Raw genomic sequence first — 17,823 nt, 5'->3', positions numbered from 1 at the left:
CCTGATTAAGTCATCTTTTTTATATCTATATCTAGTTTAAATATATCCATTGCAAGCTTATTGTAAACATTTTTTAATTCATCACTTAATTTATCATAATCTTCTAACAGAATAAACTGGGATTTTAATATTTCTCTTTCTATAATTAATTTATTTTTTTCCATGCTTTTTATATAATTTTCAGCATTATCGTTATTTAAATAATAATTATAATCCTTTACTTTAAAAACTGCATCAAATATTAACTTTGTTTTATCATCTATATTAAAATCATAAATTTGATCTTTTATTGATTTTTCTGAATTATAATCAATCTTTTTAACTATATCTAAAGTCTTAGTCCAAAATTCAGTTTTTTCACTTAGAAATTTTGATACTTCTATAATGTCTTCTGAAATATTAGGATTAAAAATAATATAACGTAAGGATTCTAATAAGATTTTTTTATATCCTTTATCGGATTGGTTTTTTACAACTTGCTTTTTTGTCTTTACATCTATAGTTTTAGTATTTAAAATCTTATTAATTTCATATTGTAAATTATCCCTATCTAATGATAAATCATCTGAAAATCGATTAATATATTCATCTCTAATCAATTTACTTTCGATTTCAGCAAGTAGTTCTGTTAATTTGTTTAAAAAAATCACCTTTTGATCTATATCATTTAAATCATATTCATTTATTAAATTATTATACTTATATAAAATAGGATTTAATGAGTTTTCTAATAATTGATTAAATGAGTCTCTTCCATATTTCTTCAGATAATCATCCGGATCTAAACCATCTGGAATTTTTACAATATTTGGAGAAATATTAATACTTCTAAATATCTCCAAAGCTCTTTCTGCTGCATTAATACCCGCTTCATCGCCATCATAACAAATGTACACATTTTTAGTATACCTAGATATTAATTTAGCTTGTTCTATTGTCAAGGATGTTCCTAAACTTGCTACACTATAATCTATTCCATAATTTGATAAAGAGATTACATCCATATAACCTTCAACTAAAATTACCTTGTTTTCTTTAGAAACATTTCTTAAATTCATTACACCATAAACATTGTTGCTTTTATGATAAACTAAACTTTCTGGTGAATTAATATATTTAGCCCTATCATCAACTAAGGTTCTTCCACCAAAACCTATTATGTTTTTTCTTAAATCTATAATAGGAAAAATTAATCGATTTCTATATGCATCATACAAGGAATTATTTCTTTTAGATTGTTTCACTAAACCTAATTCTAGTAGATCTTCAATTTTAAAACCCTTTTTTAACATATAATTTAGTAGATCTTGGGATTTTTCTGTAGCATAACCTATCATGAATTTATTAATTAATTCTTTTTTTAATCCCCTTTCCACTATATATTTTTTAGGTATTGGATTTGTTAAAAGATTATGAAAGAAAAAAAGTTTTGCTTCATTATTTATTGCATATAGTTTTTTTCTATGTTCATATAATTCTTTATCAACTTTTCCTGTCTCTATGAATATTCCTAATTTATCAGCTAGAAACTGAATTGCTTCAGGATAGGATAAATTTTCTTTTTTCATAATAAAGGAAATAGTATCTCCACCTTCACCACAACCAAAACAATGAAATATTCCTTTTTGACTAGATACTGTAAATGAAGGTGTTTTTTCGTTATGAAATGGACATAGTCCAATATAATTATTTCCAGATTGCTTTAAATCTACATACTCTGAAATAATATTGACTATATCTAATTGATCTTTTATTTCATCGATTTTATCTTCTGGAATATATGCCAATATTTACCTCCTAAATTGTCCACTGTTTAGGTACAAATAAATCCATATATTTATGAATTGCGAAAGTATCTGTCATTCCTGCAATGTAATCTGTAATTATCTCATCTTTAGAAGAATATTTTAAATCTTCACTCTTTTTATAAATATCTATATGATCTTTAGGCAGCTTATTAAAATTATTTTTATAATAAGCATAAAGATTTTCAATTATTCCCTTTGCTTTAACTTCATCATTTTTAACTTTTGGATTAAAATAAACTCTGTCAAACATAAATTGTCTTAATTCGTTCATTTTCTCGTTTTTATCACTAGACATCTCTATATTATTTTTCAAATAGCTGTTAATTATAATATCATTTACCAAGGTATTAATTCTAATACTAGAAGTCCTACCTAGAACATTTGAAATATCTTTTGGTATATCTTCTTCACTTAGAATTCCAGCTCTAATGGAATCATCAATATCATGATTAATATATGCAATTCTATCTGCAAATTTTATTATTTTACCTTCCATTGTTTTTGAAATTTGGCTACCTGTATGGTTAGCTATTCCATCTAACACATCTTCAGTTAAATTTAAACCAAATCTTTCTTTTGTGTTTTCTAATAATTCTACCACTCTTACAGAATGTAAATAATGTTTAAAACCAGAAGGATTTAATTCATTTAAAACTTCTTCTCCCATATGTCCAAAAGGCGTATGACCTAAGTCATGACCTAAAGCTATAGCTTCGGTTAGGTCTTCATTTAATCTTAAGGCTCTTGCAATAGTCCTTGCTATTTGAGCTACTTCAAGTGTATGAGTTAACCTGGTTCTGTAGTGGTCTTTTTCAGGGGAAATATAAACCTGTGTTTTATGTTTCAATCTCCTAAAGGATTTGGAATGAATAATTCTGTCCCTATCCCTTTGGTATGCTGTTCTTATGCTATCTTGTTTTTCAGGTCTTCTTCTAGTTGCAAATTTACTTTTAGCAGCAAATTCAGTTAAAAACTTATCTTCAAAATTTTCTTGATCTATTCTGTTATACATGGAGTACCTTTCTAAGATAAATTATAAAAGAGTGTATCAAATAAAAAAGATAGAGAATACTCTACCTTTTTTTATTAATTTTATTCTTCAGTATTTTTATTTAGTTCTGCATCTAAAATCTCACCTAAATTATGTTCTAGTTCTTGATTTTCATATTCAGGCATTCTATCTTCTTTAGGTTTTTTAGCTTTTTTTGGCTCTGGCCTTTCTGGCATTTCAGGTTTTTCTAAAGTTTCTTTTATACTTAATGCAATCCTCTTAGTTTCAGGATTGATATCTAATATTTTTACTTGTATCTTATCCCCAATGTTTAATTCATCTGAAGGCTTTTCTACATGTTCATAACTTATTTGTGAAACGTGTACTAATCCTTCAACTCCTTCTTCAAGACGTACGAAAGCTCCAAAATCCAATAGATTAACAACTTCACCTGTTACAATATCTCCAACATTATTATTTTCCATAAATAATTCAAATGGTTTTTTAGTAAGTTGTTTTAACCCTAAAGATATTCTGTTCTTTTCCTTGTTAGCTCTAAGTACTTTTACTTCGATTTCATCACCAACTGTTAATACATCTGAAGGATGTTTGATTCTCCTCCATGAAATATCAGAAATATGAATTAATCCATCAATTCCACCAACATCTACAAAAGCTCCAAAATCCGTTAATCTTTCAACTCTACCAGGTAATATTTTATCTACTTCAATATTTTCCCAAGCTTTGTCTATTCTTTCTCTTTCTGCAGCTTCTTCTATTTGTCTTCTTGATAAAACTAATCTTCTCTTCTTTTCATCTATACTTATAATTTTACATTCTAATGTTTGACCAACATATGGTGATAAATCTTTTACATAAGAAGTAGTTATTTGAGAACCAGGAATAAAAGCATTGATACCAAGTACAGAAGCTAGCAAACCACCTTTAACTTCTTTTATAACTTCAGCATTTACTGTTTCATCATTTTCATAAATTTCTACGAGTTTTTTCCAGTTTTTCAACCCTTCTACCCTTCTCGTAGATAAAACTACGTTACCTTCACCATCGTCAAGTTTTATTACATATACTTCAATTTCTTGACCTTCTGTGAAAAGATCTTTAGGTTTTTTATCTGGATCAGTTGATAATTCATCTAACTTAATTATCCCATCTGAACTATAACCTATATTAACCATAACTTCATTGTCAGTAACATAAATAACGCTACCTTTAACAACATCTTTAGGGTAAATCTTAGTTATACTTCCTTCCACTTGCTCCATAAACTCGTCTTTGCTGTAATTATCCATTACTTGAACAACCTCCTCAATTATCCATTCAGGTGTAGACGCACCTGCGGTAATCCCTATTTTTTTATATTTCAATACTTCTTGTAAAGATAAATCATTTACTGTCTCAATTCTAAATGAATTTTTACAATGCTTCTTGGACAATTCATAGAGTTTGTTAGTATTTGAACTCGTTTTTCCTCCAATAACAATCATTGCATCTACTTGTTTAGATAATTCTATTGTTGACTGTTGTCTTAGTTTTGTAGCATTGCATATTGTATTTTTTATCACTACATTAGTATTACTTCTATCTATTATATCAGATAATTTCAAAAATTTCTCTATTAAATTTGTTGTTTGGGATATAATATATAAATTTTTTTTATTTTTTATTCTTTCTGCCTCTTCTATACTGTTTATTACAATAGCATCAGTTGAAATTTGACCACATATTCCAATAATTTCCGGATGATTCTTATCTCCAATTATTACAATAGTGTAACCTTCATCTTCTGCTTTCTGTATTTTTTTGTAAATAGACAATAGAATTGGACATGTTGCATCTATAAGATTATACCCATTTTTTATAATTTCATTTTTTTTCTCTAATGTTTCACCATGACTTCGAATAACTAAATTTTCATTGGTGTTTGTTTCTTTTATTTCATCTAAAACATTTAACCCCTTTTCCTTTAATCTTCCAACTTCTTGTTCGTTGTGTATTAACAATCCTAAAGAATTTGTTTTTACAGTACTGTCTAAAGCTTTTTCCGTTATATCAATGGCTCTTTTTACTCCAAAACAAAATCCTGCATTTTTAGCAATATATATTTCCATAATTACTCCGATAAATCATATATTTCATTATAAGCTGCTAAAGTAATAGTTCTATTTTTTAGTTCTTTAGGAACTTCTAGAAATTTATCAATTTTTACTATAGGCTTATAAGTAACTTTCACCTTCCTAAATATTTTGTATTCCGTCTCTATATGGACAGGAAGTATATCTGAATTAGCTCTATTAGCCATCATACCTATTCCATCTTTCACATTGTTTTTATCAATAGTATTTACTCTAGTGCCTTCCGGGAAAATACCTAAGACCTTATCTTCTTTTAATATTTTCAAAGATTGTTTTATGCTTTTTAAATCAGCCTTTTTTCTATCGACTGGAAATGCTCCAACTTTATAAAATAGTTTACCTATAATAGGTATTTCAAACAATTCTTTTTTTGCCATAAAGTGAATCTGTCTATTATAAGTTATGGCTAGAATTAATGGATCTAATATACTTATGTGATTTGAGCAAATAATAAGCTTTTCTCTTGTATTTATATTTTCTTTTCCCTTGACTTCAATTCTAAATATAATCCTTAATACTACCCATAAAATATTTCTAAAAAACCAATACATTATATACCCCTAATACTTTTTAATATATTTTCAACAACTTCATTAATAGTTAATTTAGAAGAATCGATTACAATAGCATCTTCCGCTTTTTTTAAAGGTGAAATAGCCCTAGTTGAATCAAGATAATCTCTTCTTTTAATATCTTCTACTATTTCATCGAAGGTCATATTTAATCTACTATTTTTATCCTTTAGCCTTCTTCTAGCACGAACTTCCGGATCTGCTACTAAAAAAAACTTATATTCTGCATTAGGCAAAACCACAGTTCCAATATCTCTTCCATCTAATATTATGGAGTTTTTCTTAGCAATTTCTCTTTGAATATTAACTAATTTACTTCTAACGCTACTATAACTTGAAATCAAAGATACATTTTTAGTAACAACTTCTGTTCTTAACTCATCCTTTAATATTTTATTATTTATTATAATGTTATTGTTGTCATACTTTAAAATAATTTTCTTAATTCCTTTTTCTATTTCATTCTCATCTGTTAGCGAATATCCATTTTCTAACAAATAGAAAGTAATTGCACGGTACATAGCTCCTGTGTCTAAATAGTCTATGGCTAAAATTTCACTTAAATATTTAGAAATTGTACTTTTCCCCGATGCAGATGGTCCATCTATTGCAATTCTAAAAACTTTTTTTTCTTTAATTTTTACAATTATTCCCTTATCTTCCTTACTGCTATTAATATTATTTGTAATAAAAATATTAATATCCCCTAATTTTTTTAAAATATCTTCATCTAAATAATACATTTCTTTTGGTAGCTGTATTATTAAAGAATCTATATTTAACTTAGTTCTCCCTACTTTATAAACAATTTCTTGAGAAATTTCCTTTAAATCCTTATTTATATAATCATCTATAATAATTTCATCATTCATTACTTTTTTCCTTTATACTTTTTCCTGCAGCATATCCAGTAGAATAAGCAATTTGTAAATTATATCCTCCTGTCATTGCATCAATATCAATAACTTCGCCGGCAAAATATAAATTTTCAATTTTTTTACTTTCCATGGTTTTAGGATTTATTTCCCTTACGGAAATTCCTCCCTTTGTAATAATTGCTTCTTTAATAGGTCTTAATCCTACTAGTTCAAACTTTAAATTCTTTATTGTATTAATTAATCTAAGTCGTTCTTCCCTTGTTATTTGATTCACCTTTTTGAAACAATTAATTTTGGATTCTTTTAAAACTACAGGTATTAGCTTTTTAATTAATAAATCATCTAAAGCATTTTCAATATTTTTATTACTATATTTGGCAAAATCCCTTTGGATTCTGTTATCTAGTGTTTCTAAATCCAATTTTGGCTTTAAATCTATGGAAATAATAATATTATTTTTATTTTCTGGAACTGAATTTGAGGCTTTTAAAACTATTGGACCAGATAGTCCAAAATGTGTAAATACCAGTTCACCAAATTCCTTACAAATAATATTATCATCTACTTTTACTGCTAATTCAATATTTTTTAAGCTAACTCCTTGTAATTCCTTTAAATAATTTGACTTTATTTCCATAGGAACTAAACTTGGGTTTAATTTTGTAACACTATGTCCAAAATTCTTAGCAAATTTATGTCCAGCTCCTGTAGATCCAGTTGCTGGATAAGAAATCCCTCCTGTTGCTATTACTAAAAAATCTGATTCATATTTATTAGTTTTTCCATAAATTCTAAAAACATCATCTTGTTTTTCAATGTATCGAATATCTTCATTTAATTTTACCTTTATATTTAAATCAAGTAAAATTTTGTTAAAGGTTTTTATAACGTCGCTAGATTTATCACTATAAGGAAAAACCCTATTACCTCTTTCAACTTTATATTTTAGTCCATAACTCTCTAGCAAGTTTAATATGTCCATATTTGTATAATTATATAAAGCACTATACATAAATTTAGAATTACTATTTATCATTGGAAAAAAATCTTCAATTGGTGAGTAATTAGTAATATTGCATCTACCTTTACCGGTAATATATAATTTTTTCCCGATTTTTTCATTTTTTTCTAAAATTAAAACATTATTATTAATTGTTTTTGCTGCTATTGCAGCTAATATTCCTGCTGGTCCAGCACCAATTACGACAACATTTTTCAATTTAACCTCTCTATAACCACAACATATGGTGGATTATTTATTTGATTTATAAAACTATATTTTAATATATTATATTTCTTTTGATTTATTTTAGATAAAAACTTTTCAATTTCAATAGATTCTAATTTACCGCTATTATGACCTGGATAAAATGTCATTATAATAATTCCATTTTCATTTAAAGCACTTAGAACATACTCTAAACTTTTTATTACAGTCTTATAGTCTGTTGTAATATTTTTATCTCCCTTTGGTAAATAACCTAAATTATAAATTACTAAATCAAGTTTTTTATCTGTATATCTGTTAATGTTTTCATGACTATCTCTTATGATTTTTATATTATGTTTTTCAAATTCCTCTAGCTGTTTTTTTGTATTTTTAACTGCTATTTCTGAGATATCAAAGCCTAATATTTCGCTTTCTTTATTTACTGTTTTGGCAATCTTATATATATCATTGCCATGACCTATTGTCATATCAATTGCATTAATAATTTTATTTTTAAAAAAATCAATATAGTAGTCAGTTATTTCTACTGTATTTTTAAATAATATACTAGTCATTACATGTTCCTAAAAAAAGCTTATCTAAATTTATATCTTCTAAATTATTCTTATAAAATTGTAAACTATTAGTTTTATTCTTTAAATAATCAAATCCCATATCCTTTACTTTTGAACCAGTGCCTTTTAAAAAAAATAATTTTTCTTCATCTTTATAGTCCTCTCCTACATAAAACTTAATTAATGTAGGTAGATTATCGGCAATAATAATTTCGCTAAATCCAATAATGTTATTATCTTCTTTAAAAATATAATATAGGCTAGGATTTTTATAATCCATATTTAATTCTATTCCGAATTTATCTCTTATAAAGTAAAGTTCTTCTAAAATTGGATTTTTTACAATATACATTAAATACTCCTTAAATAATTAATTTCTTTTTTTGATAAAGCTCTATATTCTCCTTCTTTTAAACCATTTCCCCGAATATTGCCTATTGCTATTCTATTTAAATCTATAACTTTACAACCTATATGTTTAAACATCTTTCTAACTTGTCTATTTCTGCCTTCTGTAATTGTAATTTTATATTGGAAATCAGATATTTTTTTAATTTTAGCTTTTTTAGTTAAACTACCATCTATCATAATACCAGATTCTAATTTTTTTAAATCTTTTTCTGCTGGCATAGAATTTAATTTTACCATATATGTTTTAGGAAAATCATTACTTGGGTGTGTTAATTTATGGGTAATTTCTCCATCATTGGTTAAAATCAATAAACCTCGACTATCCTTATCCAATCTACCTACTGGATAAATACGATTTTTAAAATCAATTAAATCAAGGACCACCTTGTCAGCATATGGATCTTCAACTGTACTTACATAACCTACCGGCTTGTTTAATAGTAGATAAATATGCTCATCAATAGGTTTTACTACCCTATTATTAAACTTTACAATATCTCCCTCTTCTACTATTGTTCCAAGCTCCTGTATAACTTTATCATTAATGGATACTTTTCCTTCTAGTATTAATTCTTCTGCCTTCCGTCTAGATGCTATTCCTGCTTTTGCTAAATACTTATTTATTCTCATTTTCTTCCTCATCTTCCAACATTAATTCAATTTCTTTTAAATTAGGAAGAGATTTCAAACTATCTAGTGAAAATACTCTAAGAAATTCCTTAGTCGTTCCATACAAAATTGGTTTTCCCATTTTATCAAGTCTACCAACTTCTTCAATTAAATTTCTATTTACTAGTGAATCAATTGAACTATTGGATTTTACACCTCTTATTTCCTCAATCTCCATTCTTGTAACAGGTTGTTTATAGGCCACTATAGATAGTACTTCCATGGCAGAATTACTTAATTTCTTCTTTCTCTTTTTATCTACTAGTTTATTTATATAGTCGAAATTTTCTTTTTTTGTAACAAATTGATAATCTCCACTATAACTTTTTAACTCTAAACCTCTGTCATTTCTTTCATATTCCTCTTTCATTTCTTCCAAAGTTCTTTTAACTTCACTGTTTTCTCTTTCAACTACTTTTGCAATTTCCTTATATGATAATGGTTCTCCCCATACAAAAAGCAATGATTCAATTATAGATTTCAAATTAGTCATATTATCATCTCAATTCTACAATTATTTCTGAAAAAACATCCTCTTGAACAACTTTTACAACTTTGGTTTTTATTAATTCTAGAATAGATAAAAAAACCACTATAATTTCTTGCCTGGTTCCATTTTTTTCTATAAAGCTAGTTAAAGGAAGCTTTTTTTCTCCCTCAAGCTTCCATTGTATATTTTCCATATATTCTTCTACAGAGTATTCTTCAGCTCTAATTATTTCAAATTTTTTCAAATTTTCTTCTTCAATTCTATTTCTTTCAAGTAAATTCAATAATTCTTGAAGTAATAAATTACTATCACCAATAATGTCATTTTTAACTTCTTCAACAGTATATTCTAAAAAATCCTCTTGAAATTTTGGTAAATAGTAATCAGCATTTTTTTTTAGTTCAATAAATTCTTTACTTAGTTTTTTAAATTTCTTGTATTCAATTAACCTTCCTAATAATATTTCCTCAGTAATTTCTTCTTCCTCATCTAAATATTCATTCTTAGGTAATAGCTTTCTTGATTTTATTTCTAATAGAGTACTTGCTAAGTAAATAAATTCCGTTATATTTTCAGGATCTTTTATTTTTAGAGTTTCAACTTCCAAAAGAAATTGTTCAGTAATATCACTTAAAAAAACATCGTAAATATCTATCTTATTTTTTTCTATTAATTTTAATAAAAGATCAAAAGGACCATTGTAAAATTCTGTATCAATATTTAAAGTCATTAAAACACCCTTAATAAATTAAATAAAAAACTTAACAAACTCGAAGCTGCTGTACTTATAATTTTTGGAATTGCTCCTGAAAAAATCAATATAATTAAAATTATATTTAAATATTGTTCCATGGAAGATATTTTATAAACAATTTTTTCCGGTAAAAAACTATAAATAATTTTTGAACCATCTAATGGAGGAATAGGTATTAAATTAAAAATTGCTAAATATACATTATATAAAATTAAGTATGATATTAACTGAATTAAGAAAAATGAAAATAAATTTGTTACATCCATATTTTTAATAAATCCAAAAACAATAATAAAAATAATTGCTAAAATTAAATTAGTCATAATTCCCGCTATTGAAACTAAAAAATTACCTAATCTTTTATTCTTGAATTTATAGGGATTAATTGGTACCGGCTTTGCCCATCCGAATTTAAATATAAACAAAGATAATGTTCCAATTAAAGATAGATGCTTTAATGGATTTAATGATAGTCTACCATTGTTTTTAGCTGTATCATCCCCCATAAAATAAGCCATTATTCCATGGGCATTCTCATGTAAGACTAAGGCAGTTAAAAGAGCAACTGCCATTGCCAAAGTATCAATTATTTTTACATTATTAATCATTTGTCATTAACTTTCTATAAACATATAAAATTCCTGTTATTGTCTTACTATCTTCTATTTCTCCATCATCTATCATTCTTAAAGCTTCATCAATATCAAAATCCAAAACTTCCAAATATTCATCATCATCAGCCTCTAATTTACTTTCAAAAAGATCTTGGGCTAAAAAATAAGATGTTTTTTCATCTGTAAACCCTGGAGAAGAATAACCATCAAATAAAAATTCCAGTTTATTTGCACTATAACCTATTTCCTCTTGTAATTCTCTTAAAGCAGCTTCTCTTGGAGATTCATTTGCATCAATAAGACCAGCTGGAATTTCAAGTAAGACCTTATTAACAGCTTTTCTATATTGTTTTATGAAAAAAATTCTATTATCTTTAATAGCAATTATCGCCACAGCATTATTATGCTCAACTATTTCTCTTTTCGAATATTTTCTATTTGGTAATTCAACTGTATCGATTCTTAAATTCAATATTCTTCCTTCATATACCATTTCACTTTTTATAGTGTTTTCTTCATAAGTCATTTTTTACTCCTTTTAGATAAAAGTAAATTCATACCTTGATCTATCATTTCTTTTGCTTGTTTAATTGTTGTATCAGTTATATTTACGCCACCAATTAACCTTGCTATTTCATTTATTCTATCTTTGTTTTCTATACTGTATATTTTTGAAATAGTATTATCATCTAATTCCTCTTTATCTATTAATAGATGATTATCTGCTAAAGATGCAATTTGAGGCAGATGAGATATTACAATAATCTGTCTATAGTTAGATATATCTATTAATTTTTCTCCAACTAGTTGTGCTGTCCTTCCACTAATACCGGAGTCTATCTCATCAAAAATCAAAGTTTCCACATTATCTACATCAGCTAATGCAGTTTTAAAACCCAACATTATCCTGGATAACTCTCCACCTGAAGCTATTTTTGTCAAAGATGTAATATCTTGTCCTACATTAGTAGAAATTAAAAAATCCGCCTTATCTTTTCCTAAATTGCCAACATTTTCTAATTCCAAAAATTCAATTTTGAATTTTGCATTTGGCATATTTAAATCTTTAATATTAAAAAGAATTTCTTTTTCTAACTTTTGAGCAATTTTCTTTCTTTCACTTGTTAAAACAGTGGCTACCTTATTTAAGGCTTTATTGTTTTCATCTAATTGTTTTTTTAAATATTCTAAATTATCTTCAATATTATTAAGCTTATTTATTCTGTTATAGATATTATTTCTAAAAACAATTAATTCGTCTATGCTTGCTCCATATTTTCTTTTTAAGTTTGTTAAAGTTTCTATATTACTATTAAGTATAGCTAACTTTTCATCATCAATATATAAATTACTTGCATATCTGCTTATATCTGAAACTATATCTTCTAATTGAAAGTATATATTATTTATCTCCTCATAATAAGGTTCAATGTTTTTATCCTTATCTTTAACATCGCCTAATAATTCCTTACTTTTACCAAGCATAGTAAAAACATCTAAACTATTATAATCTTCAGAACTAAATAAATTTGAAAAGCTATTTAAATCATTTATTATTTCCTCAACATTACTTAGTAATGTATATTCAGATAAAATTTCTTCTTCATTTATATTTTCTAAATCTAACTCTTCAAGTTCAGATAATTGATATTGTAGTATATCTTTTTCTCTATCTAATTCTTGAGGTGAAAATTCCAAGCCCTTAATTTCTTTTAATAAGTTGTCTTTTTCCTTTAAAATTTTTTCAATTTTTATTAGTTCTTTATTGATTACATCTGGATTAAAGGAATCTATTAAATTTAAATAATTTTCCTTTTTTAAAAGAGTTTGATTTTCATTTTGGCTATGAATGTCCATAAGTCCATCCATTAGCTCCTTTAATAAAGCTAGACTAATATTTCTACCGTTAATCCTATTGGATGTCTTTCCACTTGAATGTAATTCTCTGGTAATAATAAGTTCACTATCATCTAAAATGTAACCTGCGTCTTGAAATTCTTTTAACTTATTAACATCATATACTAAAAATTTACCTTCTACTATGGATTTATTTCCATATTTCCCGAAGAAGCTTTTTTGAAATCTTCCTCCGAGTAATAACTGTAGAGAATTAACCAATATCGATTTTCCAGAACCGGTTTCTCCTGTAATTACATTGAATCTATTGGAAAATTCTATATTAAGTTTTTTTATAATAATAAAATTTTCTATGTATAATTCTGAAAGCATAATTCTACCTTATAATTGATTTAATATCATTAACCGTAATATCCAACTTGTCCTTATCTTCAACTGCAATAAATATTGTATCATTTCCTGCAATTATTCCACTTATATTATCTATTTTTGCATTTGTAATAGATGTTGCACATACAGTTGCAGTATGAGAAATAGTTTTAACAATAACCATATCATTATTGTGTTTTACAGTTAAAACTGCAGATTTAAATATTTTATCCAAACGTTCATTTAAAGAATCATGGACTGTATCAATTATTGCATAATGATATTCACCATCTCTTGTTTGTACTTTAGAAATTCTTAATTCTTTAATGTCTCTAGAAATAGTAGCCTGTGTTGCCCTAACTCCACTTTTTTCCAAAAGATCTGACAATTCTTCCTGTGTATGAATTTCATTATCTTGAATTAAATCTAAAATCAGTCTTTGTCTAGTATATTTCTTCATTTCTTCTCCTTTTATCAAATGCTGATTCAATAGTTTCTACTATAATATCTTTTGGAAATATTTTTTTCTGTTTTCCCTTTACTAAATGTGCTAAATACTCAACATTTCCTTCTTTTCCCAGAATAGGCGAAAAGCTTAAATTCATAACTATGAAACCATTCTTATTAATATAATCGATAATATCTCTAAGAATATTATAATGAAACTTTTTATTAACAATTCCCTTTTTTAACAATGTACTATTACCTTCAAATTGTGGTTTTATAAGAATAATAATATTCGTAAAATCATGTACTATTTCTTCCAATATAAAAAGTATTTTCTTAATCGATATAAATGAAATATCTATGGTTATAATTTCTAAATTATATTTATAGAATACATCTGTATCTATATTTTTTATATTGGTGTTCTCTAGAGAAATAACTTTTGGATTATCTTTTATACTCTTATCTAATTGACTTGTTCCTACATCTAATGCATATATTTTTTTTGCACCATATTCTAATAATACTTGTGTAAATCCACCTGTTGAAGAACCTATATCCAAACATATTTTATTATTAACCTCAATATTAAAAATTTCTAAGGCTTTAATTAGTTTGTAGGCACCTCTTGAAACATAATCCTTTCCTGCAATAACTTTTATATTATCTTTATTAGCTAAGGTTGAAGGCTTGGTAACTAATTTATTATTAAGATAAACTCTTTTTTGTTTAATTAATTCTTTAGAATATGTTCGAGATTTTGAGTATCCTAATTCCGTTAAAAGAATATCTACTCTTTTTTCTTCCATAACTAAATAGTCCTATTTATTAAATATTTTACTAAATCATTAAGAAAACTAGTATCTTCTTTAAATTCATTTAAAATATTAATTGCTTTATTGGAATACTCTACCAATACTTTTTCTGCATTCTCTTTTGACGTATAGTTAGCAAATGTTACTTTACCTATTTTTTTATCCTCTTCATAATCTAGAATATCATCTTGAATTTGAAAGGATAATCCTAATGCATGGCCAAACTCTTCTGCTAATTTAACTTCTTTATTATTTCCATTACCTAAAATCGCACCACATTTACACGCTGCCATTATTAGAGCACAGGTTTTTTTATTATACATGTTTAAAATTTCTTCCGAGTTTGTAAAATCATTCGATATATCTAAAATTTGACCTTCTATCATGCCATTTTTTCCTGCTTTATTTGCCAAATACTTACTTGCTTCAATAATATTGTCCTTATTTTCTTCCTGTGAAATAAGATTAAATAAAATTTCATATGATGAATTAAGTAAATTATCTCCTACAAGGATGGCTATATCTTCACCAAATTTTTTGTGTACAGTTAAATTTCCCCTTCTATAATCATCATTGTCCATAGATGGTAAATCATCATGGACTAAAGAATAATTATGTATTAATTCTAAAGCTAGTGCGAAATCATAAATATAGTTATTTACCTTAGAAAAAAGTTTAGCAAATTCAATAAGTAGGATTGGCCTTAATCTTTTACCACCATTTATAATTGCATATTTTGAAGCTTTAGATAATATGTCATTGTCAACAAAAATCATACTTAGTTTCTGATTAATTATTTCTTGTCTGAATCTTAAATCTTTTACAAAATTATTATTCTTCATTTAAAAAATTCATCTCATCTATCTCTTCAATATTATTCTCGGAAATAATTCTAATTTTACCTTCTTCTCTTTCTAAAATTTTAGATAATTTAGTATGAAGCTTAATTCCCTCTTCATATAACAAAACATTCTCTTCTAAAGAAATATCTCCGTTTTCCATTTTTTCTAAAATTTCATTTAATCTTTCAATTCCTTTTTCATATTCACTAAAATTATTACTCAAACTTATTCTCCTTATTTTCTATTAAAGCTCCTGCTACTCCATTGTGAAAGCAAATCTCAACTTTATCATCAATGTTAACATCTTCTATGCTCCCTATTGGCTTTTTATTTAAATAGATTTTAGCATAGCCATACTTTAAAACCTTATTTGAATCAAAATTATCTAATTTGATTTTAAAACTATCAATTTTAAATTTTTCTTTAGAAAGTAAATTATTCATATTCATAGTCAATAATTTATTTAAAACTTTAAGTTTTTCTCTTTCCTTTTTTATTTTGTTAATAGGATTAAAATTCTTAATTTTTAAATATATACTATTTATTTTATTTTTTTCAGAAGTAAAATAATTCAAATTATTTTTTTCAAGTTTTTCTTTTATATATATTAACTCTCTTTTTAAATTTAAAATTCTCTCTTTAGGATTATAATAATTAATTTCTTTAAAGTAAAAATCTAAAACTTTTTTCTCTTCAATAAAATAATTATAAAAATATTTATTCAATAAATTTATCGACTTATTTAAATCATTCTTTAAGTCATTAATTTCAGGAGTTGCTAATTCTGCAGCTGCTGTTGGAGTGGCAGCTCTAAGATCTGCAACGTAATCCGATAACATATTATCAATTTCGTGACCTACTGCTGATATTACCGGAGTTTTAGTATTATGAATTTCATAAAGTAAAGTTTCATCATTAAAACTATTTAAATCTTCAAAGGATCCTCCACCTCTACCTATTATAATAGTGTCAACTAATTTAGATTTATCAAAAAATTTCAACCCTTTAATTAAACTTTCAGGTGCATCATTTCCCTGGACTTTAGAAGGGTAAATATAAATATTTGCTATTGGAAATCTTCTTCTTATGGTATTTATAATATCCCTAACTGCTGCCCCTGTTGGAGATGTTATCACTCCAATGGAATTCGGCATACTAGGAATGCTTACTTTATGGTCTAGTGAAAACAGTCCTTCCTTAGCTAATTTATTTTTTAAAATTTCAAATTGTTGATATATATCCCCTATTCCATCGGATACAATTTCTTTTACTAATAATTGATAATAACTACCATAATCATATGTTGTAAGTGATCCTCTAGCTATAACTTTCATACCATCTTTAATAGATATGGTTTTTGCTAATCCCATATTCTTAAAAATAATACATCTTAAGGCTGCAGCTTCATCTTTTAAAACAAAATAAACATTACCTGATGATATTTTAAAGTTAGAAACCTCTCCCTCTACGTGTAAATTCGCTAAAATTGGATCACGCTTTACTAAAGAATTAATATATTTACTCAATTCCTTTATTTTTATTGCTTTTGTCATTCTGCTAAACTCTTTCTTGATATTGATCCTAAAACTCCATTAATAAATCTGTAGGCATCATCTGAAGAATATCTTTTTGCTATTTCTACAGCTTCATTAATTGATACTTTATTTGGAATATTTTCATTGAATAAAATTTCATTAGTTGCTACTCGCAAAATAGATTTGTCAATGCTAGATAATCTATTAAATTCCCAACCAATAAGATTTATTTCAATATTTTCATCTATTATATTTAAATTTTCAAAAATGGAATTAATTGAAAATTCTATAAATTCCTTTTCATTACTATTTATTTCAAAATTTTCACAAAATTTCTCAAAATTTTCATTGTTATACTCTTCATTAATTGTTGCTTGAAATATATATTTTACAATCCATTCTCTTGCTGATTTTCTACTCAAAATTCCTCCACACAAAAATTCCCTCTTTAACTTTTTTTAAAGAGGGTATTTTCTAATTATAATCTATTCCTACTACATTAATATTAACCTGGCTTACACTTAAACCTGTCATATTTTCAATATCACTTTTAACTTTATTTTGAACTGATTTTGTTGTCTCTGGTATTTTAGATTCAGAATCTAAAACTAAATTTATGCTAACTATAACATAGTCTCTTCCAATTTCAACTTCAGTAGCTTTCATTACTCCTTTTTTTGGATTAGTTATTTTTTCACCCATAGTTCCAATTAGAGCAGAAACACCTTCAACCTCTAAAGCAGAGGTTCCTGCAATTTTATTTACAATATCATTAGATATTTTTACAGAACCATTTTTAAATTTATTTTTATTAAGCATAACGTACCCCCGTT

At 26.0% G+C, this 17,823-nt stretch carries 21 protein-coding genes; all 21 read right to left on the bottom strand.

What is annotated here, in order from left to right; translation table 11 throughout:
* Positions 1-5 precede the first annotated feature (5 nt).
* Positions 6-1,787, bottom strand: coding sequence for a DNA primase (gene dnaG, locus JFY71_RS09775; RefSeq protein ID WP_243660604.1), 1,782 nt, complete (start codon positions 1,785-1,787; stop codon positions 6-8).
* Between the two features lie 10 nt (positions 1,788-1,797).
* A complete protein-coding gene (locus tag JFY71_RS09770; protein WP_243660603.1) occupies positions 1,798-2,820 on the bottom strand; it encodes a deoxyguanosinetriphosphate triphosphohydrolase in 1,023 nt (340 codons plus the stop codon).
* 80 nt (positions 2,821-2,900) lie between these two features.
* Positions 2,901-4,928 (bottom strand): bifunctional 4-hydroxy-3-methylbut-2-enyl diphosphate reductase/30S ribosomal protein S1, encoded by a 2,028-nt coding sequence (locus JFY71_RS09765; protein WP_243660602.1) that lies wholly within the window; start codon positions 4,926-4,928, stop codon positions 2,901-2,903.
* Between the two features lie 2 nt (positions 4,929-4,930).
* Positions 4,931-5,503, bottom strand: a complete 573-nt coding sequence (locus JFY71_RS09760; protein ID WP_243660601.1) for a lysophospholipid acyltransferase family protein — start codon at positions 5,501-5,503, stop codon at positions 4,931-4,933.
* A complete protein-coding gene (gene cmk, locus JFY71_RS09755; RefSeq protein ID WP_338041866.1) occupies positions 5,503-6,396 on the bottom strand; it encodes a (d)CMP kinase in 894 nt (297 codons plus the stop codon). The genes JFY71_RS09760 and cmk overlap by 1 nt, the downstream gene beginning before the upstream one ends.
* The gene (locus tag JFY71_RS09750) at positions 6,389-7,621 is read right to left on the bottom strand and encodes a BaiN/RdsA family NAD(P)/FAD-dependent oxidoreductase (RefSeq protein ID WP_243660600.1); all 1,233 of its coding nucleotides are present in this window, start codon (positions 7,619-7,621) and stop codon (positions 6,389-6,391) included. The genes cmk and JFY71_RS09750 overlap by 8 nt, the downstream gene beginning before the upstream one ends.
* On the bottom strand, positions 7,618-8,187 hold the full coding sequence (gene mnmM, locus JFY71_RS09745) for a tRNA 5-(aminomethyl)-2-thiouridylate-methyltransferase MnmM (RefSeq protein WP_243660599.1): 570 nt from the start codon (positions 8,185-8,187) through the stop codon (positions 7,618-7,620). Before mnmM ends, JFY71_RS09750 begins: the two co-directional genes overlap by 4 nt.
* Entirely contained in the window at positions 8,180-8,539 is a 360-nt protein-coding gene (locus JFY71_RS09740; RefSeq protein WP_243660598.1) for a hypothetical protein, read from the bottom strand. Before JFY71_RS09740 ends, mnmM begins: the two co-directional genes overlap by 8 nt.
* A complete protein-coding gene (locus JFY71_RS09735) occupies positions 8,539-9,228 on the bottom strand; it encodes a pseudouridine synthase (RefSeq protein WP_243660597.1) in 690 nt (229 codons plus the stop codon). The genes JFY71_RS09740 and JFY71_RS09735 overlap by 1 nt, the downstream gene beginning before the upstream one ends.
* Complete coding sequence (gene scpB / locus JFY71_RS09730) at positions 9,215-9,760, bottom strand: SMC-Scp complex subunit ScpB (protein WP_243660596.1); 546 nt, start codon at positions 9,758-9,760, stop codon at positions 9,215-9,217. Before scpB ends, JFY71_RS09735 begins: the two co-directional genes overlap by 14 nt.
* Positions 9,761-9,764: 4 nt before the next feature.
* Positions 9,765-10,487 (bottom strand): segregation and condensation protein A, encoded by a 723-nt coding sequence (locus JFY71_RS09725; protein WP_243660595.1) that lies wholly within the window; start codon positions 10,485-10,487, stop codon positions 9,765-9,767.
* Complete coding sequence (locus JFY71_RS09720; RefSeq protein ID WP_243660594.1) at positions 10,487-11,119, bottom strand: site-2 protease family protein; 633 nt, start codon at positions 11,117-11,119, stop codon at positions 10,487-10,489. Before JFY71_RS09720 ends, JFY71_RS09725 begins: the two co-directional genes overlap by 1 nt.
* Positions 11,112-11,651, bottom strand: a complete 540-nt coding sequence (locus tag JFY71_RS09715) for an NUDIX hydrolase (protein ID WP_243660593.1) — start codon at positions 11,649-11,651, stop codon at positions 11,112-11,114. Before JFY71_RS09715 ends, JFY71_RS09720 begins: the two co-directional genes overlap by 8 nt.
* Positions 11,648-13,354: a DNA repair protein RecN gene (gene recN, locus JFY71_RS09710; RefSeq protein WP_243660592.1), complete on the bottom strand. Its 1,707-nt coding sequence runs from the start codon at positions 13,352-13,354 to the stop codon at positions 11,648-11,650. Before recN ends, JFY71_RS09715 begins: the two co-directional genes overlap by 4 nt.
* Before the next feature lie 4 nt (positions 13,355-13,358).
* Complete coding sequence (locus tag JFY71_RS09705; protein ID WP_243660591.1) at positions 13,359-13,811, bottom strand: arginine repressor; 453 nt, start codon at positions 13,809-13,811, stop codon at positions 13,359-13,361.
* Positions 13,795-14,607, bottom strand: coding sequence for a TlyA family RNA methyltransferase (locus tag JFY71_RS09700; protein WP_243660590.1), 813 nt, complete (start codon positions 14,605-14,607; stop codon positions 13,795-13,797). The genes JFY71_RS09705 and JFY71_RS09700 overlap by 17 nt, the downstream gene beginning before the upstream one ends.
* Positions 14,608-14,609: 2 nt before the next feature.
* Positions 14,610-15,455, bottom strand: a complete 846-nt coding sequence (locus JFY71_RS09695) for a polyprenyl synthetase family protein (RefSeq protein WP_243660589.1) — start codon at positions 15,453-15,455, stop codon at positions 14,610-14,612.
* On the bottom strand, positions 15,445-15,678 hold the full coding sequence (xseB, locus tag JFY71_RS09690; RefSeq protein WP_243660588.1) for an exodeoxyribonuclease VII small subunit: 234 nt from the start codon (positions 15,676-15,678) through the stop codon (positions 15,445-15,447). Before xseB ends, JFY71_RS09695 begins: the two co-directional genes overlap by 11 nt.
* Entirely contained in the window at positions 15,671-17,008 is a 1,338-nt protein-coding gene (gene xseA, locus JFY71_RS09685; protein ID WP_243660587.1) for an exodeoxyribonuclease VII large subunit, read from the bottom strand. Before xseA ends, xseB begins: the two co-directional genes overlap by 8 nt.
* Positions 17,005-17,412, bottom strand: a complete 408-nt coding sequence (gene nusB / locus JFY71_RS09680) for a transcription antitermination factor NusB (RefSeq protein ID WP_243660586.1) — start codon at positions 17,410-17,412, stop codon at positions 17,005-17,007. Before nusB ends, xseA begins: the two co-directional genes overlap by 4 nt.
* Before the next feature lie 52 nt (positions 17,413-17,464).
* Positions 17,465-17,809, bottom strand: coding sequence for an Asp23/Gls24 family envelope stress response protein (locus JFY71_RS09675; protein ID WP_243660585.1), 345 nt, complete (start codon positions 17,807-17,809; stop codon positions 17,465-17,467).
* Between the last annotated feature and the right edge of the window lie 14 nt (positions 17,810-17,823).

Origin of the sequence: Miniphocaeibacter halophilus (genome assembly GCF_016458825.1) — a bacterium.
GTDB lineage: Bacteria > Bacillota > Clostridia > Tissierellales > Peptoniphilaceae > Miniphocaeibacter > Miniphocaeibacter halophilus.
The sequence above is the reverse complement of the archived record's forward strand: the minus strand, read 5'-3'. Positions and strand labels throughout refer to the sequence as shown.